Source organism: Nonomuraea sp. NPDC049784 (assembly GCF_040659615.1).
GTDB lineage: Bacteria > Actinomycetota > Actinomycetes > Streptosporangiales > Streptosporangiaceae > Nonomuraea.
In genome coordinates, this window is the sequence record NZ_JBFAMX010000162.1 from 1 (window position 1) to 19,495 (window position 19,495).

Annotated in this window: 19 protein-coding genes; 13 read left to right on the forward strand and 6 right to left on the reverse strand. The window is 70.9% G+C overall.

Going from position 1 to position 19,495, the window contains the following annotated elements:
• The 4 genes from AB0J09_RS28825 to AB0J09_RS28840 all read left to right on the forward strand — a co-directional run.
• A partial coding sequence (locus AB0J09_RS28825; protein WP_360697709.1) for an ATP-binding protein occupies nt 1-1,001 on the forward strand: 1,001 nt, incomplete at its 5' end.
• Nucleotides 1,002-1,015: 14 nt separating this feature from the next.
• Nucleotides 1,016-2,155: an exonuclease SbcCD subunit D gene (locus tag AB0J09_RS28830; RefSeq protein WP_360697712.1), complete on the forward strand. Its 1,140-nt coding sequence runs from the start codon at nt 1,016-1,018 to the stop codon at nt 2,153-2,155.
• A complete protein-coding gene (locus AB0J09_RS28835; RefSeq protein ID WP_360697715.1) occupies nt 2,155-4,581 on the forward strand; it encodes an SMC family ATPase in 2,427 nt (808 codons plus the stop codon). The genes AB0J09_RS28830 and AB0J09_RS28835 overlap by 1 nt, the downstream gene beginning before the upstream one ends.
• Nucleotides 4,578-5,522, forward strand: coding sequence for a hypothetical protein (locus tag AB0J09_RS28840; RefSeq protein WP_360697717.1), 945 nt, complete (start codon nt 4,578-4,580; stop codon nt 5,520-5,522). The genes AB0J09_RS28835 and AB0J09_RS28840 overlap by 4 nt, the downstream gene beginning before the upstream one ends.
• 23 nt (nt 5,523-5,545) lie before the next feature.
• Here the strand turns inward: AB0J09_RS28840 and AB0J09_RS28845 are convergent, their stop codons facing one another.
• Complete coding sequence (locus AB0J09_RS28845; protein WP_360697720.1) at nt 5,546-6,448, reverse strand: TIGR03619 family F420-dependent LLM class oxidoreductase; 903 nt, start codon at nt 6,446-6,448, stop codon at nt 5,546-5,548.
• A gap of 212 nt (nt 6,449-6,660) precedes the next feature.
• On the opposite strand from AB0J09_RS28845, the gene AB0J09_RS28850 reads away from it, so the two are divergent.
• The 7 genes from AB0J09_RS28850 to AB0J09_RS28880 all read left to right on the forward strand — a co-directional run bounded on the left by AB0J09_RS28850 (nt 6,661) and on the right by AB0J09_RS28880 (nt 12,586).
• Nucleotides 6,661-7,404 (forward strand): hypothetical protein, encoded by a 744-nt coding sequence (locus AB0J09_RS28850; protein WP_360697723.1) that lies wholly within the window; start codon nt 6,661-6,663, stop codon nt 7,402-7,404.
• Nucleotides 7,405-7,533: 129 nt separating this feature from the next.
• Nucleotides 7,534-8,745: an FAD-dependent monooxygenase gene (locus tag AB0J09_RS28855; protein WP_360697726.1), complete on the forward strand. Its 1,212-nt coding sequence runs from the start codon at nt 7,534-7,536 to the stop codon at nt 8,743-8,745.
• 34 nt (nt 8,746-8,779) lie between these two features.
• Nucleotides 8,780-9,499, forward strand: coding sequence for a helix-turn-helix domain-containing protein (locus tag AB0J09_RS28860; RefSeq protein ID WP_360697729.1), 720 nt, complete (start codon nt 8,780-8,782; stop codon nt 9,497-9,499).
• Complete coding sequence (locus tag AB0J09_RS28865) at nt 9,496-9,687, forward strand: flavin reductase family protein (protein WP_360697732.1); 192 nt, start codon at nt 9,496-9,498, stop codon at nt 9,685-9,687. The genes AB0J09_RS28860 and AB0J09_RS28865 overlap by 4 nt, the downstream gene beginning before the upstream one ends.
• Complete coding sequence (locus tag AB0J09_RS28870) at nt 9,684-9,842, forward strand: hypothetical protein (protein WP_360697734.1); 159 nt, start codon at nt 9,684-9,686, stop codon at nt 9,840-9,842. The genes AB0J09_RS28865 and AB0J09_RS28870 overlap by 4 nt, the downstream gene beginning before the upstream one ends.
• A 190-nt stretch (nt 9,843-10,032) precedes the next feature.
• On the forward strand, nt 10,033-11,628 hold the full coding sequence (locus AB0J09_RS28875; protein WP_360697737.1) for an alpha/beta fold hydrolase: 1,596 nt from the start codon (nt 10,033-10,035) through the stop codon (nt 11,626-11,628).
• A gap of 490 nt (nt 11,629-12,118) precedes the next feature.
• A complete protein-coding gene (locus AB0J09_RS28880) occupies nt 12,119-12,586 on the forward strand; it encodes a hypothetical protein (RefSeq protein ID WP_360697740.1) in 468 nt (155 codons plus the stop codon).
• A gap of 519 nt (nt 12,587-13,105) precedes the next feature.
• Here the strand turns inward: AB0J09_RS28880 and AB0J09_RS28885 are convergent.
• Nucleotides 13,106-13,315: a hypothetical protein gene (locus AB0J09_RS28885; protein ID WP_360697743.1), complete on the reverse strand. Its 210-nt coding sequence runs from the start codon at nt 13,313-13,315 to the stop codon at nt 13,106-13,108.
• Between the two features lie 507 nt (nt 13,316-13,822).
• Between AB0J09_RS28885 and AB0J09_RS28890 the strand changes: the two genes are divergently transcribed.
• Complete coding sequence (locus AB0J09_RS28890; RefSeq protein ID WP_360697746.1) at nt 13,823-15,355, forward strand: helicase HerA-like domain-containing protein; 1,533 nt, start codon at nt 13,823-13,825, stop codon at nt 15,353-15,355.
• Nucleotides 15,356-15,478: 123 nt separating this feature from the next.
• Here the strand turns inward: AB0J09_RS28890 and AB0J09_RS28895 are convergent, their stop codons facing one another.
• From AB0J09_RS28895 to AB0J09_RS28905, 3 genes are all read right to left on the reverse strand, one after another.
• Nucleotides 15,479-16,615 carry a glycerophosphodiester phosphodiesterase gene (locus AB0J09_RS28895; RefSeq protein WP_360697749.1) on the reverse strand — a complete coding sequence of 379 codons (1,137 nt, stop codon included), beginning with the start codon at nt 16,613-16,615 and terminating at the stop codon, nt 15,479-15,481.
• A 253-nt stretch (nt 16,616-16,868) separates the two neighbouring features.
• A complete protein-coding gene (locus AB0J09_RS28900; RefSeq protein ID WP_360697752.1) occupies nt 16,869-17,279 on the reverse strand; it encodes a DUF402 domain-containing protein in 411 nt (136 codons plus the stop codon).
• 456 nt (nt 17,280-17,735) lie between these two features.
• Entirely contained in the window at nt 17,736-17,993 is a 258-nt protein-coding gene (locus AB0J09_RS28905; protein ID WP_360697755.1) for a hypothetical protein, read from the reverse strand.
• Between the two features lie 183 nt (nt 17,994-18,176).
• Between AB0J09_RS28905 and AB0J09_RS28910 the strand changes: the two genes are divergently transcribed.
• Entirely contained in the window at nt 18,177-18,923 is a 747-nt protein-coding gene (locus AB0J09_RS28910; protein ID WP_360697757.1) for a class I SAM-dependent methyltransferase, read from the forward strand.
• Between the two features lie 10 nt (nt 18,924-18,933).
• Here the strand turns inward: AB0J09_RS28910 and AB0J09_RS28915 are convergent.
• On the reverse strand, nt 18,934-19,495 hold a 562-nt coding region (locus tag AB0J09_RS28915; protein WP_360697760.1), incomplete at its 5' end, for a zinc-binding dehydrogenase.

The following is a 19,495-nucleotide window of genomic DNA, read 5'->3' on the forward strand; positions in this document are numbered from 1 at the left end:
CGCCGCGCCCGGGCGACCCCAACGGCGTGCCGCACGTCTCGGCGCGCACGCAGGGAGTGAGCTCCTTCTACTGGACGCTGGTGGAGTTCTGCGAGGAGGAGCTGCTGCGGTTCGTGTTCGCCGACGCCGACGACGAGCGGGCCGGCTACTCGCTGCTGGTGGGGCAGGTCGCCGCCCGGCTGAAGGCGTGGGCCGAGCCGGTGGGCGACGGTGGCGCGATCATGGTGCGCGGCATCGCCTGCCGTACGTTCTCCGACCTCGTCGAGATGCTGTCCGACCAGCTGCAGGACGAGAGCGCGCGCGGCGAGTGGAGCGGCGCGCAGACGCCGCTCGGCACCGTCAACGCCTTCCTGCGCCGGCTGCGCAGCGCGGTGCGCCCGCTCTCCCCCATCGTCCGGGGCGACCTGCCGTTCTACCGCAGCCACTCGGTCCGCACCTCCGACGCGCAGGTGTCGATCGTGGACCTGCACAACCTGCCGGAACGGGCGCAGCGGTTCGTGGTGGGCGTGGTGCTGCGCGGGGAGTTCCACCGTAAGGAGTCCTCGGGCACGGCCCGGCCGCTGCTGTTCGTGGTGCTGGACGAGCTGAACAAGTACGCGCCGCGCGAGGGCGACTCCCCCATCAAGGAGATCCTGCTGGACGTGGCCGAGCGGGGCCGCTCGCTCGGCGTCATCCTCATCGGCGCCCAGCAGACGGCCTCGGAGGTGGAGCGGCGCATCGTCTCCAACAGCGCCGTACGCGTCGCCGGCCGTCTGGACCCGGCCGAGGCCGCCCGGTCCGAGTACGGCTGGCTGCCTCCGGCCGTCCGGGAACGCGCGACGATCGCCAAGCCTGGCACCATGTTCGTCGCCCAACCGGAGATCCCGGTGCCGCTGGCCGTCGCGTTCCCCTTCCCGGCCTGGGCGACCCGGCCCTCCGAGGCGGCGGCCCCGCCGGCGAAGGCTTCCGCCGATCCGTTCCAGGGCCTGCCCGGCGTCGAAGACGACATCCCGCCCTTCTGACCACAGGTGGTTTCGTGAAGATCCTGCACACCGCGGACTGGCACGTGGGCAAGGTGCTCAAGGGCCGCCCCCGGATTGACGAGCACCGGGCCGTGCTGCGCGAGCTGGTCTCCGCCGCCCGTACCCACGACGTGGACGCCGTCATCGTGGCCGGCGACCTGTTCGACACCTCCGCGCCCACGCCCGAGGCGCAGTCGCTGGTGCTCAACGCGCTCATGGCGCTGCGCGGCGACGGCCGGGACGTGGTGGTGCTGGCCGGCAACCACGACAACCCGCAGCTGCTGGAGGTCTACCGGCCGGTGCTCGGCAAGCTGGGCCTGCACGTGATCGGCTCGTTCCGGCGCCCCGACGCGGGCGGCACGCTCGCGTTCACCGCGCGCTCGGGCGAGCCGGTGCGGCTGGCCGTGCTCCCCTTCCTGTCGCACCGGTACGTCGTACGCGCCGCCGAGGTCCTCACCGGCACGGCCGCCGACCACAACCGCGACTACGCCTCCCGCATCGGCGAGCTGATCGGCGCGCTCACCGCCGGCTTCCACGCCGACACCGTCAACTTGATCACCACCCACGGCACACTGCCCGGCGGCGCGTTCGGGGGCGGCGAGCGGGAGGCGCAGTCGATCTTCTCCTACTACTTCGAGCCGACCGCGTTCCCGACCGCCACCCAGTACGCCGCCCTCGGCCACCTGCACCGCCGCCAGCAGATCCCCGGCCCGTGCCCGATCTGGTACAGCGGCTCGCCGCTGGCCGTCGACTTCGGCGAGGAGGGTAACACCCCGGGCGCGCTGCTGGTCGAGGTCTCCCCCGGACGGCCGGCCGTGGTGAACGAGCTGACGTTCACCTCGGCCCGCCGGCTGCGTACCGTGCGCGGCACTCTGGAGCAGCTGGAGGGCATCGAGCCGGGCGACGACTGGCTGAAGGTGATCGTGGAGGAGAAGCCACGTGTCGGCCTGGCCGACGACGTGCGCGAGCTGCTGTCGGGCACCGTCGACGTCATGTTGGACGAGCGGTTCAGGCCTGTGCCCGCAACCCGCAGGGCGAGCTCGGCCGAGCACAGCCCGCGCGAGCTCTTCCGCGACTACCTGACCGCCACAGGGCGCCACGACGAGCAGGTGGCCGCGCTGTTCGACCGGCTCTACGACGAGGTGACCGGCTGATGCGTCCCCTGCTGCTGCACCTGGACCACTTCGGCAGCTTCCGCGAGCCGGTGACCGTCGACTTCTCCGACACCGAGTACTTCGCGCTCGTGGGCCCGACCGGGGCGGGCAAGAGCACGATCATCGACGCGATCTGCTTCGCCCTGTACGGCACCGTGCCGCGCTGGGGCAGGGAGGGCGCCGTCGCCCACGCGCTGGCCCCGTCCGTCTCCGCCGGCAAGGTGGCCATGGTGTTCGACAGCGACGGCCGGCGCTACGGCGTGGTCCGCGCGATGGTGCGCGACGCCAAGGGCGCGGTGCGCACCAAAGAGGCCAGGCTCGACGAGCTGGACGGCGCCGCGCCGCTCGGGCAGGCGTTCGACGCGGTGGTCAAGCCGATCGCCGAGGGCGAGAACGTCACCCCGGAGGCGCAGCGGGTGACCGGGCTGGAGTACCGGTTCTTCACCCAGTGCGTGGTGCTGCCGCAGGGCCGCTTCGCGGAGTTCCTGCACGCCGCGCCGCGCGAGCGGCAGGACCTGCTGGTGCAGCTGCTCGACGCCGACGTCTACGAGCGGATCAGGCAGAGCGCCGCCCGCGAGGAAGAGGCCGCCAAGCAGGCCGCTTCCTTCGCCCGCGACCAGCTCGCCAAGCTGTCCGGCGCGACGGAGGAGGCCGAGCGGGAGCTGAGCGAGCGGCTGGCGGCGCTGCGGCGGCTGGCCGAGACCATCGGCGCCGACCTGGACCTGCTGCGCGCCCGCGACGCCGACATCCGCCGCGCCGAGCAGGAACGGGCCGCCGTGGCAGAACGCCAGTCGGTGCTGGCGTCGCTGCGCATGCCCGCCGCCGTCGCCAACCTGGCCGCGGCCCGCCGTGCCGCCGCCGAGTCGGTCGAGACGCTGGCCGCCGACGTGGCCCGGCTGGAGGCCGACGAGCACGAGGCGTACGAGGCGCTGGCCGCGCTCGGCGATCGCGGCGCGCCCCGTGCGGCGCTGGCCGCGCTCGACGCCCGCGAACGCCTGCAGGCCGAGGCCACGCGCGCCCGCGCCGCCGCCACGTCGGCCGCCGCGTCGCTCGAGGGCCTGGCCGCCGAGCGGACCGCCGCCGAACAAGCGCTCGCCGCAGCCGAGACCCAGCGGGAACGCCTGCGCGACGCCCACGCCGCCGCCCACCTGCTCAACCGGCTGGCCGTCGGCGAGCCGTGCCCCGTCTGCCGGCACCCGGTCGCGGAGCTGCCCCATCACGAGCCTCCCGCCGACATGCGCACCGCCGACCGCGCCCTGGCAGGCGCCCGCGAACGCGCCCAGCGCGCCGGAGCCGCCCATGCCAAGGCCGAGACCTCGGCGTCGATGCTGGCCACGCAGGCTGCCCGGCTGGAGTCCGAGCTGGCCGCGCTGCCCGCGCCCGGCGACCGGGCCGAGCTCGAAGCGCGGCTGGCCGCCATTGCCAAGGCCGACCAACTGGCCACCCAGACGCGCACCGCCGTACGCGCCGCACGCGGCCAGCTCGAGCAGGCGCGGGCCGCGTCCGAACAGGTCGAGCGCCAGACCGAGTCCGCCTGGCGCACGCTGGAGGCCGCCCGCGACCGGCTGCTCGTCTCCGGCGCCCAGGACGACCCGCCGCCGCCCCTCGCCCGCGAGGACCTGCATCGGGCCTGGACCGAGCTGCTCGGCTGGCGCGACCGCGCCGCGCAGGCCGCCCGTACCGCGCTCGCCGAACGCGAGGGGCAGCTCGCCCAGGCCCGCGACCGGCTCGCCGCCGACCGCCGCAGGCTGGCCGAGCGCCTGGCCGAGCACGGGGTCGTCACCCCGCGCGACGCCTCCCCCGACCAGCTCGGCGCCGCCGTCGCCGCCGCCGTCGCCCGCGCCGACAGCGCCCTCGACCGGCTCAAGGAGGAACGCAAACGCGCCGCCGACCTGGAAAGCCAGGTCGCCCGGAAGGAGCACGAGGCCAAGGTCGCCCACGAGCTCGCCCTGCGCCTGCGCGCCAACGCCTTCGAGCGCTGGCTGTGCGCCGAGGCCCTCGCCGTGCTCGTCGCCTCCGCCTCCGACACGCTGCGCGAGCTGTCCGACGGCCAGTACGAGCTCGCGCTCGCCGACAAGACCGGCGACATCGAGGTCATCGACTACGGCGAGGCCGGCATGCGGCGCAGCGCCCGCACCCTGTCCGGCGGCGAGACCTTCCAGGCCGCCCTCGCCCTGGCGCTGGCCCTGTCCGGCGCCGTCGCCAGGAAGCTCGATTCGATCTTCCTGGACGAGGGCTTCGGCACCCTCGACCCGGCCACGCTCGACACCGTCGCCACCACCCTCGAACGCCTCGCCGCCGGCCAGGAACGCATGATCGGTGTCGTCACCCACGTGCCCGCGCTCGCCGACCGCGTCCCCGTACGCTTCGAGGTCAGGCGCGACGGCAAGGGCTCCCACGTGCGGAAGGCGGCCATCGCTCCATGACGGGATTCACCGTCGACCCGTGGGACCCCGGCTACGCCGCCGCCCTCGCCGTCGAGAACATCTCCGAGCTGGGCGACACCACGGCCGAGCTGATCCTCGACATCGAGCAGCCGCCCGCCGACTGGAAACCCGTCACGCCCGGACCCGGCGCCTCCGCCCCCGAGACCCTGCTCGTCGCCGACGGCGTCCGCAGGATCGACGCCCGCGTCTGGGTCCACGACCCTGACGCGCCCATGCCCGTACCCGGCATCGCCGCCTCCTACGCGGCCGGGATCGTCCGCTGCGGCCCGGACGGAGCCGACCTGGCCGAGATCCAGGTCAACCGGACGCTGATCTCCGCCTCCCCGCACGCGCCCGAGGTCAAGACCACACACGCCACGTACCACCCCAGCAAGGCCGCCGACGCGTCGTTCGAGGAGCTGTCCCTGGCGCTGCAACGGCAGGTCACCCAGCTCGAGGTGGACCTGGCGGTGCGGCACCGGTCACGGAGCGACGACCTGCTCCTGGTGGACGGGCCGCTGCGCGGGCGTACACACCTGCCGCGCACGGTCGGCTACATCAAGACCCACCACACCGCCTACCTGCCGCCGCCGCAGTCCGCGGTCGTCGCCGCGCTCACGCCCGGCCAGCGCACGCCCGTGTTCCTCATGGGCACCAGTTGGCGACGGCACGCCTGGTACCTGCGGCTCCCCGTCCAGTCGCCCGCCCCGTGGGCGGGCGTGGCACGCTGCGAGGCCAGCGCCGACCTGGACCCGGCCCAGGTCGTACGGCTGGCCGACGAGGTCACCCTCGCCCTGCCTCCACTGGCCGGCGTGGACTACAAGGACCCGCGCGCCCCCCAGAACCTGATCCCGATCGGTGGCCTGGAGAAGCTCCTACGTCACCACCTGGGCGACAGCCGCCTGCTCTACCGTGCGCTGCGCACGGTGGCGGCCGGTTAGAGCTGCTCGCCGCGTCATCTCTGTCAGCGGGTCAGGAGCGGGGCGATGGACTGGACGCATTCGGCCGGCACGCCGGGCATCGCCCAGAAGACGTGGTCGACGGCCATACGGTCCAGCCGGTCCAGATCGCCCGCGACCTGCTCGGCTGAGCCGGTCAGCGGCGCCCGTTCGTTCAGCGGTTTCGCGGTCACCGCCCCGTTGACCTGCACCACGATGGGGCCCGCGGGGTGACCGGCGGCCCGCGCCGCCTGCCGGTACGCCTCGATCGTGCCGGTCAGCGCGTCCCAGTCGAAGATCACCAGGGTCATCCCGGCGCCGAGCCGGGCCGCGCGCTCGATAGCGGCGGGTGCGCCGCCGCCGACGAGCAGGGCCGGGCCGCCCCCGCGCACCGGCTTGGGGCCGATCTCGCACTCGGGGATCTGGTAGAAGCGCCCCTCGAAACTCACCGGGTCCGGCCCCCACACGGCCTGCATCGCCCGCACATGTTCCTCGAAGCCGTCCCCGCGCCGCTTCATCGACACCCCGGCGGCCTCGAACTCCTGGGACATCCAGCCCTGCCCGACGCCCGCCAGCAGCCGCCCGCCGCTCAGCCGGTCGAGGGTGGCGATCCGCCGGGCCAGTACCACCGGGTTGTGGAACAGCGCGTTCAGCACGCTGGTGCCGAGCTTGATCCGTTCGGTGCGGGCGGCGACATGGCCGAGCACCTCCAGGGGGTCGTAGACGTTGGCGAACGCCTCCGGCGGGTCCATCACCGGCCCGCCCTCGCCGCCCATCGCGATCGGCACGGTCGGCCGGAACAGCCGCTCGTACGTCCAGACCGAGCTGAGCCCGGCGCGTTCCGCCTCCTCCGCCACCTGGATGATCGCCTCCGGCGTCGCGTGCTCTCCGCCTGTGGGGAGGCTGACCCCTAGCTGCACACCGCTCATTCCGCTGCCCTCCGTCCGCTGAAGCCCATGTCTTCAAGAGCAGACCAGGCGGACGGCGTGAACTCATCGGTGTGAACGGTGGCGCTTGCCGTTGTGCGGGGTGGCGCTGGCCGTCGCCGTACTGCGTCGGCGCGGAGTCACGATGCCCGGTGAGCCGCTCGCCGCGGCCGGATGGGTGCTGTGGGGGACCTGGCTGGTGGTCTGCGGCCGGAGTGGCGGCGATCGTCCTGCTCCTGCTGTCCGCCGGCCGGCGGCGGCTGCTGCCCGCCGCCCTCGGCATCGCGGTCCTCGCGGTGCTGTCGGCGCCCGCGGCCTGGGCGATCAGCGTCCCCGGCTCCACGTCGGTGATGGGCGGCGCCCACCCCACCGCGGGGCCGCCGGCCATGCCCTTCGGCCGTGGGGGCGGAGGCGGCCCGGCTCCGGGCGGGTTCGAACTCCCGGAAGGGATGCAACTCCCGCCGGGGATGGGGCTCCCCGAAGGATTCCCAAGCGGGAACGGTGGCATGCCGCCCGAAATCCCCGGCGGCGGCGCCGAGCTCACCTCCGACCAGCGCAAGATCCTGGACTATGCCGTCAAGAACTCCGGCTCCGCCCGGATCAAACTCGCCGTCGAGGGCGGCTCCATGTTCGCCTCCACTTTCATCCTGGACAGTGACGCCGCTGTCATCGGCATGGGCGGCTTCATCGGCATCGACGACGCCCCGACCGTCCAGCAGCTGAAGGACTGGACGAGTTCCGGGCAACTGCGCTTCGTCTTGGGATCCGGTTGGGGCGGCTTCGGCGCCATGATGGGCGGGACGAGCACGCACCGCTCGCAATGGATGAAAGAGAACTGCGCCGAGGTCCCCGCCGCCGCTTATGGGGGAAGTCCCACCGCTTCCACGCCGGGCAGTCCAACGAGCGGCGGCCTCATGGGAGGCGGCGCCACCCTCTACGACTGCGCCGCGAAGCGCTGACCGGCATGCGGGCCTCCACAGCAAGGACAGCCAGGAGAAGCGGTTTGCGCCTGCCTACAACTGACCAATAGAACCCATTTGGTCAGTTCGTCAGATAGGGTCGTGGTGACACGACAGGAAAGGAGCGTCATGAAGGACGCAGTCGGGCATGGCCGTGCGCTGGTGGTGGGGCTCGGGATCGCGGGCATCGCCACCGCGCTACGGCTACGGCAGGTCGGCTGGGAGCCGGTGCTGGTGGAGCGGGCCCCGGCACGCCGCTCAGGCGGGTACTTCATCCTGGTGTTCGGCACAGGTCTCGCCTCCGCGCGGCGGCTGGGCGTGCTGGAGGCGATCGGCGACCGTACCCCGCGGCCTGCCCCCTACGAGGTGAACCGGGCCGGACGCCACACCGTCGGCATGAGCCTGGCCGGCCTGCCCGGCAAACCGCGGGTGGTGCTGCGCGGCGACATCGAGCAGGCGCTGTTCTCCGCGCTGCCGGCCGATGTGGAGATCCGCTATTCCACCGTGCCCACCCACATCACCCAGGATGACTCAGCGGCGGAGGTCACCCTGCGCGACACCGCCTCAGGCGCCACCGTCACCGAGCGCTTCGACCTGGTGGTGGGCGCCGACGGGATGCGCTCGACCGTGCGCAAGCTGGCCTTCGGCCCCGAGGAGTACCTGCATCCGCTGAACTACATGATCGGCGCCACCGTCCTGGACAAGCCGATCGAGGGCCTCGGTCAGGACCAGGGCCTGACCTTGGCCGAGCCGGGACGCTCAGCGTGGATCTTCCCCTTCTCCGACCACGCGCCGGGCCTGTTGTTCTCTTACCGCACCGGCGACGTCGACGCCGAGTTCGCCCGCCCACCGATCGAGTCCATCCGCGCCGCGTTCGGCCCGCAGCCCACCGGACCGCTCCTGGAGAGGTTGCTCACGGCGTTCGAGCAGGCTCCGGAGTTCCTGTTCGACTCGGTGAACCAGGTCAAGATGCCGCGCTGGCACCAGGGCCGGGTGGTCCTGGTCGGCGACGCCGCCTGGTGCGTGACCCTGTACGCGGGCATGGGCGCCTCCAGCGGCATCGCCGGAGGCGAGCTGCTGGGCACCATGTTGCAGCGCCACGCCGGTGACCTGCCCGGCGCGCTGCGGGCCTGGGAGACCCGGATGCGGCCCTTCATCCAGACCGAGCAGGACAGCGCGCTGATCATGCGAAGGATCTTCACGCCCCACGACCGCAAGGAACAGATCATGCGCTCCGTGATGCTCCGCCTCATGCGCGCGCCGGTCATCGGGCAGGCCATGGGCAAGATAATGAACGGCGCCGACATGAAGAACAAAACCCTCGACGTCGCCGCCGTGTGACCCGACTCCAGCACGAAAGAAGAGGACAGCCCAGGTGAGCCAGCTGATCGAGCGCCACTCGCGCAAAGCCGCCCGCATCCTGGACAGCGCACGCGAGCTGGTGCTCGACCACGGCGTACGCAAGGTGACCGTCAGCGAGATCGCCCGCGCGGCAGGGGTCGGCAAGGGCACCGTCTACCTGTACTGGCCCGCCAAAGAGGACCTCATCCTCGGATTGTTCGCCCGCGAACTGCTGACCTTCATGGACGAGATAATCACCCGCATCACCGCCGACCCCGCCACCGTATTGCCGCACCGCATGGCCCCGCTACTGATCCGCACAGGGCTGAAACTCCCCCTGGCCCGCCGCGTTCAAAGCGGCGACGCCGACTTGTTGCGACTGCTCACGCAGCAGGCCGGCGACCGCGAGCTGTTCGCCCGCACCACGCCCAGCGCGCTGTGCGAGACGGGCATGCCGATCCATCACCGCCACGGACTGATCCGCCACGACCGTCCCTTGCCCGACCTGACCTACGCCGTGCACGCCGTGCTCACCGGGTTCGGCGCCGCCTTGTCCGACCCGGCCGCCGCCCCCCACGGCGTCGACGACCCTGACCAGGTCCTCGCCGACACCGTGGCCCAACTGCTCGAACCTCCCGTCGCCCCCAGCGACTCAGCCATCGCCGCAGCCGCCGAGGAGATCGTCGGCGTCCTGCGCCAGATCCAGAAGGCGATGCTGGACCTCATCGAACGCAGCCAGACCCTCCAGCAATGAGCCGACCCAGGTCGGCGCGGCCTGCGCGTGCGGCCGCATGGTTCGACTGCTCGATCCACGAGGAGGCGCCGGCGGGCGACCACAGCATCGTCCTGCTGGAGATCCACGCCTTGCGGACCGCTTCCGATGGCGTGCCGCCGCTGGTCCTCCACGGCAGCCGCTTCCGCCGACTCGAAGCGACCGGGTGATTCGTGGACAGCAGGAAGATGACCGCCACCGCGGACAGGTCCGATCCCTCCAGTTCGGCGCGCTGTGCGCCGAGTTCTTCCAGCATGGCGAACCGATGAGTCAGGTGGGCGCCGCCGGCCTTGCCGAGATCATGTCAATTCTGATCATGTCGTGAATAAGTCTCGGACATGTCCGGATGTTTCGTGGTAGGACGTACCGACGGTGTGGATCGGCTGGATGTTGCGCTCGGCCTGCCCACGGCGGCGCGCGCTCACCGCGCGCCGCCGGGCTACGAGGCCGTCGACGGGGATGATCAGAGTCGGCCGCGTGCCGCGCGGGGGCCAGCCGACGACGATTGGAGCATTGTGCGACAAAAGTACGGCGTGCTGGCTGCCGCCTTCGTAGCGTTAGCGGCGCTTTTACCCGCCTCGACGGCCGCAGGCGCGGCCACCCCGGACGGAGCCCCGGCGGAGGCTGCGAAAGGCGCCATCGTCTGGGCGCCCTGCGAGGAGGAGCCCTCCGCCGAGTGCGGCACGCTGGCCGTCCCGATCGACTGGTCCAAGCCGAACGGCCCCACCATCGACCTGGCCCTCGCCCGGCGCAAGGCCACCGATCCCGCGGCCCGGATCGGCTCCCTGGTGATCAACCCGGGCGGCCCTGGCGGATCCGGCGTGGAGGCCGCGTACGGCGCCCCCGGCTTCTTCACCGAGGAACTCCAGCGGCGCTTCGACATCGTCGGCTTCGACCCCAGGGGCGTGGGCCGCAGCCACCCGGTGATCTGCTCGGCGTCGGTGTACAACCAGATGCCGTACGCGGTCATGACCAGCCAGGCCGACTTCGCCAAGTGGACCGCCTACGCCAAGAGGCTGCGCCAGGACTGCCGGGCCCGTACCGGCCCTCTGTACGACCACGTCGACTCGGTCAACGTCGCGCGGGACCTGGACGCCATCCGCGCCGCGCTCGGCGAGGAGAAGCTCACCTACTACGGGATCTCCTACGGCACGCTGATCGGGCAGATGTACGCCGAGCTGTTCCCGCACCGGATCCGTGCCCTGGCCCTCGACAGCAACATGGACCACAGCCTCGGCGTCAAGGCTTTCCTCGACACGGAGGCGGCCGCCGTCGAGGACGCCTTCGACGAGTTCGTCGCCTGGTGTGACAACGAGTCCGCCTGCGCTCTGCACGGGCAGGACGTCCGGGCGGTGTGGGAGCGGCTGCTGGCCAAGGCGCGCAGCGGCGAGCTGTACTACCCGGGCGTCACGGATCGCCCGATGACCGAGGTGCAGGTCCTCTGGCAGGGCGTGCTGGGCACCGAGGGGCCCGCCTGGCAACTGCTGAGCGAGATGCTGCGTGCCCTGGACGGCGGGCCGCTGCCGGAGTGGGTGCCTCCGCTGCCCGGCCGGCAGCCTGTGACGGGCGAAGTCGCCCAGCTGCCGACCGCGATCCTCTGCGAGGACTACAACCTGCGGGTCCGCAACTACCGGGAGTACGCCGCACTGCTGCAGAGCTCCGGCCGCCTCGCTCCCGACATGCGCCTCAACCCGATGCCGATCGAGGACCTGCCCGTCTGCCTCGGCCATCCCACCACCAACCCGCAGCACCGGCTGCGCTACACGGGCAGTACTCCGCTGCTGCTGGGCAACTCGCTCCACGACCCCTCCACGCCGTACCTCTGGTCCGCCAACGTGGCCCGCCAGCTCGGCCCCAAGGCGGTGCTGCTCACCTACGAGGGCTGGGGGCACCGCATCTACGGCAAGGACGAGTGCAGCACGGTACCCATCGACAACTACCTGATCTCGCTGACCGTTCCTCCGCACGGCTTCCGCTGCCCGGTAGGCGGCAGAGCCGAGACCAAGGTCAGGCGGCAGCCTGAGGTGTGGCCAACCGACCGTCTCCCCTGGGGCGGCTCGCTCGCGACCCCGCCCTTCTCCCAGCCGAGCATGGCCAGAAGGTCCGGCTGAGCCGCCACCGACCGTGGCTGATCGCGCATGACGCCGTCCATGGCCCAGGTACATGGCCATGGACGGCGTCTCTTCCGACTCTCATTGCTGAGTTGGTGGAGGGTGAAAGGGGCGCCGGCGATGCGGGGGCGGGGCGCCCGTGGACGGAGCAGCCGAGGCCGGCGGTTCGCCCCGATCGTCCGCTTCCGCGAGAACCGGCCGCTCGCTCCCCTGGCCCCAGCGGGGTTCGCCCATGAGGGGGAGCATGATCCCCCGGGCGGGGGAACCACAGCCGGGTGCCGGTCGAAAGGCTCGTGAGGTCGAAAGTACGACCCGCTCGATCGGAGTGCACGCAATGATCAACCGGACCCGCCGCGCGTCCGTTCTGGGCCTGACCGCCGCGGTCGGCCTCGCCGCCACCCTCACGGCCGCGATCTCCCCCGCGTCCTAGGCCACGGCCGACGCGCCCACCCCAGGCCCGTCCGCCCTCGAGAGCCCGGCCGCGCCCGGCGTGAAGACCTCCCATCTCAAGGGGTGGGCCAGGATGTACTTCCCGGCGCCCGACAACGACATCCAGGTCACGGTCGACGCCCACGCCGCGTTCAATCCGAACGGCGCCTCCACGCCCACCAGATCGTGGGGGACGTTCCGGATCTCCCACCGGCTCAAGCTGCCTGACGGGACATGGTTCACCAACTGGGGTGATCTCGAGGTCGACTGCCTGACCACCGGCGGACCCACCGCGACCATCACCGGCACGCTCACCAGGGTCACCCCCGGCGGCCCCTGGGAGGAACTGCTGAAGGAACGTACGCGCATGGGTGTCAGCTTCTACGTCGCCGGGAAAGGCGGGGGCCCCAGCCGGATCGGGCTGAGCGGGGGTCCCCAGCCCGGTGACGGGCAGCTGCGCAAGTGCATGGCCCCCGCGGCCGACGCGCCGGTGATCAAGGGCGGCTACGAACTGGTCGACAAGAAATGATCACGGAGCCCCTCAGCCTTTGCCGCGAGCGTCGAACCGGGGATAGAAGCCCTGCTTCGCACTCACCGTGATGAGGGTTTCGACGACATTGCCGCGCAGGTCCACGACGCCGACGCCCAGAGGGGTCGGAGCGACCAGGTGGCGCTCGTCGTACTTACAAGCTCTTGATCAGCTGCGGTTGCCAATCGAAGGACTCGAAATGGCCCTCAAGGCCATCGACCGCGATCCGGATGGGAACGAGATCGGGTTCGGTGGCGCTCCCTTGTGACCGGCGCGAGCTGGGATGGCGCGGCTGGAGATCGTCCGCAGATCTTCGCCTGGTCAGGCGGTGGTGGCCGTCAGTCGAAGGTGTGGGCGGTTGTTCGGGGGCTGCGAGCGCGTGACAGCGCGCTCTCAGCCCTGTGTCATCGGAGGCCGACATGCCCCCGGACTACCCGCCGGCCGCCGTCGGCTTCCTGCCTGGCGACGGCGACGAGTACATCATCACCGAGGGCGGGCTGAAGGGGCAGCGCGGCTTCTTCACCCGCGACGAGCCTCCGCCTGCTCGCGGACGGCGGCGAGGCGATCCGCGGCGCGCTCCCAGACGTCCGCCCCGGCGGCGGGCACGGGCAGCGCCGAGTCAGGCGGCAGCAACGAGCCGGCCAGGCCTTCCGGCCCCGCCGCGGCGCCCCAGGCGGTGAGCAGCGGCCCGGCCGCCTTGATCGAATGGCCGGGAGCAGTGTTCGTCATAATCCTCCTCGCCGGACTCATAGTATCGATCGAAAGTGATCGAAGTTGAGTCGATGAAGAGTCTTCGTGATCGATGATCGCCGCACCCAGCCCTCCCTGCGGTCACACCAGGCTCAGGCCGTTGTGGTGCCTGTCGGTCCTCCACGGGCGACGGACGAGATCCCAGCAGGGATCGCCAGCACCCCGTCGGCTCCCGGCCCTCTCTCAACGAGGCCGCACCGACCGGCGCACCGTCGGGAGACCGCCCCGGATCTGCCCACCTGAGGATGTCGCCGACCCGCCTTTGGGGTGAGCTTGACCAGCCGCCGCCTACCGTGAAAAGCGGGGCCTGAGCGGGCCCGGCCGGCATGAACCCAGCCGGGGGGAGGGCGATGCTCGCCAGACGGCGGTTCGTGTGCCTGGCCGCGACGGCGGGAGCGCTCATCAGATGCACGTTCACAACCGGCAAGGGTTCCGGACCACGGAATACAAGAGGGCGGGTGGCCCTCCTGACAGAAAGCCCAAGCGATGAAGGGGTACGACTTCGAGGGGCCGGCGCTGGAGCTCGGGGCCCTGGTACGTGAGGACGGCACCGCCGACCCCTCAGAGCAGATCCGGATCCCTCTGAGCATGCTGAACCGGCACGGACTGGTGGCCGGGGCCACCGGAACGGGGAAGACCAAGACCCTCCAGCTCATGGCGGAGGAACTCGCGGCCCAGGGCGTTCCGGTCTTCCTCGCCGACATCAAGGGCGACCTGTCGGGGCTCGCCTCGCCGGGCACGGCCTCCGAGCGCGTCACCAGGCGTGCCACCGAGGTGGGGCAGACGTGGCAGCCCGCGGCCTGTCCGGTGGAGTTCCTCTCGCTGGGCGGTCTGGGGGACGGTGTCCCGATCCGCGCCACCATGACCGCCTTCGGGCCGACCCTGCTCGCCAAGGTCCTCGGGCTCAACGAGACGCAGGAGTCGTCGCTCGGTTTGATCTTCTATTTCGCCGACAAGCACGGACTGCCCCTGCTGGACCTCAAGGACCTGATCGCGGTCATCCGGTATCTGACCGACACTCCGCAGGCGCTCAGCGGGATCGGCGGGCTGTCGGCGGCGACGGCAGGGGTCATCCTCCGTTCGTTGACCAACTTCGAAGCGCTGGGGGCGGAGGCGTTCTTCGGCGAGCCGGAGTTCGACGTGCGCGACCTGCTCCGCGTGGCGCAGGACGGCCATGGGACGATCTCCATTCTCGAGCTGCCCGCCGTGCAGGACCGGCCGCAGCTCTTCTCCACCTTCCTGATGTGGCTGCTCGCCGATCTCTTCCATGTGCTCCCCGAGGTGGGCGATGTCGAGAAGCCGAAGCTCGTGTTCTTCTTCGACGAGGCGCATCTGCTGTTCGACGGCGCGTCCAAGGCGTTCCTGCAGTCGATCGCCCAGACGGTGCGGCTGATCCGGTCGAAGGGCGTGGGCGTGTTCTTCGTCACCCAGACGCCGAAGGACGTACCGGCCGACGTGCTGGCCCAGCTCGGCGCGCGCCTGCAGCACGCCCTGCGCGCCTTCACCCCCCAGGACGCCAAGGCGCTCAAAGCCACCGTCTCGACCTTCCCCGACTCCTCCTACGACCTGGAGCGGCTGCTCACCGAGCTTGGCATCGGCGAGGCCGTCGTCACGGTCCTGTCGGAGACGGGCGCGCCTACCCCGGTGGCCTGGACGCGCCTGCGCGCCCCTCAGACGCTCATGGCACCGTCGAGCCCGGAGGTGGTCCAGGGCGTCATCGCCGCCTCGCCGCTTCAGTGGAAGTACGGCGCAGCGGTCGACCGCCAGTCGGCCTACGAGATCCTGTCCGAGAAGCTGGCCGCGCAGCAGCAACCCGCCGAGACTCCCGCCGGTCCCGCTCCCGAAGCCCCGCGCGAGCCGGAAAGGCGCAGGGAGCCGGAACGCGAACCGAAGCAGTCCGTGCTGGAGAGCGTGCTGGAGTCGAAGGAGTTCCGCTCCATGGCGCGGTCGGCGGCGTCCGCCCTCGGCCGGGAGATCACCAGATCCATCTTCGGCACCGCCCGTCGCGGGCGACGCTGAACCAGCGCACGTACAAGCTCACGGTGGCCCGCGCCCAGGGAGGGTTGCGAAACTACGGCCTCGAGGCCGACTGACGGTCTGACGGGAAGGAAGCCGCCTCCACGCGGGAGGCGGCACCCTTGTCTACTCCTGGCCCTCTTCTGGCAGGCCGTTGTCGAACTGCTTCGGGAGCACGGGCTGGTGCGGCTTGCCCCGCTCGGCCTTCGCCAGGGCGGCGGCGTCGGGGTAGTCGGTGACGAAGGCGTCCACGCCCAGGTCCAGGTGCGCGCGGTACTCCGCCAGCGCGTCACCGTGGTCGGTCGGGACCTGGCCGCGGCGCAGTTGCAGGGGCAGGTACTGGTTCTCGCTGCGGAAGGTGTACACGCCGATCTTCAGTCCCGCCTTGTGCGCGTCGGACACCAGCGTCGTCGGGGTGCCCGAGCTGCCGTCCGGGTTGATCGGGATCGCCGATGACTTGTCCGGCCCGATCCATTGCGCGTACTCCGCGATCTTCGCCAGCCCTTCGGGCTTCATCATGTCCGCGTACGTCGTGGGGTCTCCGGCCGCCGTCAGGTCGTACGGCTGGCCGCTGGTGCCCAGCGCCTGCCACAGCGGCACGCGCAGTTCCTTGGCCACCCGCTTCAGGCTGGACGGCTCGAACGACTGGACCACCACCGGGCTGTTCGGCCGGTCGAGCCCGTTGCGCCTGACGGTCTCGATCAGCGGCTCCTCCAGCGGCAGCCCGATGGACCTGAAGTAGGTCGGGTGCTTGGTCTCGGGGAAGACTCCGACCTGCTTGCCGTACTGGCGCGAGAGCCGCTTGGCCAGGTCGAGCACCTCCTGGAAGGTGAGCACCTGGTAGTAGCCGTTGTAAACGGTGTTGCGCTGGCGGATGGCGGGCAGCCGCTCGACCGCTCGCAGCGTCTTCAACTCGGCCAGCGTGAAGTCCTCGGTGAACCACCCGGTCACGTTGCGCCCGTCGACGACCTTGGTGGTCTTGCGCGCGGCGAACTCGGGGTGCAGCGACACGTCGGTGGTGCCGGAGATCTCGTTCTCGTGCCTGACGACCAGCACGTGGTCCTTGGTCGGCACCAGGTCGGGCTCGATCCAGTCGGCGCCCATGGCCACGGCAAGCTCGTAGCCGCCCTGTGTGTGCTCAGGCCGGTGGCCCGCCGTACCGCGGTGGCCGATGACGACGACCTGGGACCGGTCGGGCGCGACCTCGGCCATTGCCGGAGCCGCGCCGGCTCCGGCGAGGGTGGTGGCTGCGATCTTTCGCACGTTGGAACTCCCTGCGGCGTCTGCACCGGAGACTCTCACCGTTGATCACCGCGGCCATTATGGTAAGGACCGAAATGCAGCCATGGGCTGATAACGCCGGAATTTCCGGCGGCAAGTTCCAGCCCCGCCAGCGGTGCGCGGACAAGGATCTGCCGGCGCGGGAACGGGTGCGGGGCGGCGTCCCTCGTCTACGACGCTCCCGCGGGCGGAGTGGTGGGTACGAGAAGCTGCAGCGCCGGGAAACGGAAGACGTTTAGCTGGGTTGCCCAGTCCGTGCCAGCCACTCGAGGTGCGCGCCGCCGAAGGGTTCCTTTCTCTGGCCCACCGCGTCCATCAGCCAATGGGCGCTGGCTTCCGCTTGGGCGATCAGTTCGGGTGGATAGCCAAGGAGGACCTGATGTTCGGCGAACTCGTCCTGGTCGTCGAGGATGAGGCGTCCGTCCCGCATTCTGATGACATCGAGGTCGAGGTCCAGCATCGTCACCTCGCCATCCCCCCACTCCGGGACGGTGGTGACGTCGACGTAGATTTCGCTCCGGTGTGGTGGTGAGTTGAAGGATGCCGTCCACCAGGCGTCTCGGGGGAAGAGCATGATCGCGGTGGTCTCCCATGTGATCGGCGGGCCTTCGCCCTTGCGGGCGACTGTTCCGCCGGGCACGTCCACCCAAACTCCGTGTTCGTCCTCGCCCAGCAATCGGCCGGGGTGGTTCCAGTGCAATGCTCCGCCGTACTTTCGGTACACGATTCGCATATCAGTCACATGTGGCAACTTATCCGGGGTTCACCGGCAGGGCACGGGACTGTCGATTTGATCGACGGCCATTCGTGTGGACGATGAGCAAGCCGAGCTCTCACGACGGACAAGGGCGTGGTGGCGATGAGCAAGGTAAGCACGTTGCTGACGGGTCGAGGGCTGGTCGAGTCGCCGCGGTGGCACGATGACCGGTTGTACGTCTCCGACTGGAACGCGGGTGAGGTCATCGCCGTCGATCTCGATGGCGGCCGCGAGGTCGTCGCGCGGGTCGCGTCGTTGCCGCTGTGCACCGCGTGGTCGCCGGAGGGCAGGCTACTGATCGTTTCGTCTCCGGAGGGCCGGCTGCTGCGCCTGGAGCCCGACGGGTCACTGGTCAATCACGTCCCAGCTCGCGCTCGACTCCGCCAAGCCCGCCTCGAGCACGACGGTCGGCGCTCCTGAGCCCGTGCAGTGCACGTGCAGCCGATGGCCGCCCACGTCCACCAGCCGCCCAGGCGCGGGTGGATCGCCCTGCCGGGCCACCGACTCGTAGCAGAACCCGGTGATGGCCGCCAGTACGACCACCACCGCGCACCACACGGCGGCCCTGCGCAGCGCTCGGGCGACCACGGCTCTCTTGAACACGTCACGAATCTAGGGACGCGATCGCCCGGCCACCTCGTCCTCCAGGCCGAACCGCTTCTAGGAGCAGCGGCCGGAGAACCCTCATCAATCAGGATGAACCGTGATCCGGCCCCCGGCCGGCCGCCGTGCGCCTCTGGCTAGGGTGGCGTGGTGTCGAGTGGTGGACTGTTCGCCGGGACAGGTGTGTTCTACGCGCGCTTTCGTCCGGGCTATCCGAAGGCGTTCTTCGACGATCTGATCCGGCGCTTCGGGCTCGACGGCTCTGGACGCCTGCTCGACCTGGGCTGCGGCACCGGCCAACTGGCCATTCCCCTTGCCGGGCATGTCGCGGAAGCGGTTGGGGTCGATCCTGAGCCGGACATGCTCGCCGAGGCCGCCCGGCAGGCCCTCGCGGGTGAGGTCGGCAACGTGACCTGGGTGCCTGGCAGTTCAGCGGACCTGCCAGATGAGTTGGGGCGGTTCCGGCTGGTGACCATGGGGCGCTCGTTCCACTGGATGGATCGTGAGCAGGTGCTGGGGACGCTGGCCGGCATGGTGGAGGACGAGGGCGGCGTGGTGATCGCCAATGACGGTTGCATGGCGCGAGCGGTCACGCCGTGGCAGCACGCCATCGAAGAAGTGCAGCACCGCTTCCTGGGCCCGCTCCCCCAGGCCAATGCGGGGACGCAGGCCGAGCCGCATGAAGCGGTGCTGGCTCGTTCGCCGTTTCGGGACGTCACCCGAGTGGTCTATGAGTTCGAACGGTCATGGACGGTGGACCGGATCATCGGCTATCTGTATTCGACCTCGCTCCCGCTGCGGCGGCTGCTCGGCGATCGGCGGCCCGCCTTCGAGCGAGAGATCACCGACGCTCTGCTGGCAGCCGATCCAAGCGGGCGACTCGTCGAACCGGTGGCGCTGCAAGTGCTGATCGCCCAGAAGGTTTCCTGAGCTCCGGCAGTCAGTGGGCCACGGTGACCACGATCTTGCCGAACTGGGCGTTGGACTCCATGTACTGGTGCGCCTGCACGATCTCCTCCAGCGGGAACACACGATCGACCACCGGGCGGAAGGCCCCCGTACGCAGGCCCGAGGCGACGAACGCCGCCGCCCGCCGCATCCGCTGCGGATCGTGGGTGATCTCGCGCGTCACCGTGTACGTGCGCATGTTCAGCGCCGGCATGCCCAGGTCGAACCCCGGATAGGGCGTCGGCTGCCCGCTCTGCGCGCCCCACAGGAACAGCGTCCCATCGGGGGCCACGGCTCGGGCCAGGTCAACCACGCCCGGTCCGGCGACGGCGTCGAAGACGTACTCGGCGCCCCTGCCGCCGGTCAGCGCCAGCACTCGTCCCGCCACGTCCTCCTCCTCGGAGACGATCACCTCAGCCGCGCCCTCCTCGATCAGCCGCTGCCTCTTGGCGCGGGTGCGGGTGACGGCGATCGGTGTGGCGCCCACGCGGTTGGCCGTGTGGATCGCGGCCAGGCCGACGCTGCTGGAGGCCGCGTTCAGCACCGCCACGTCG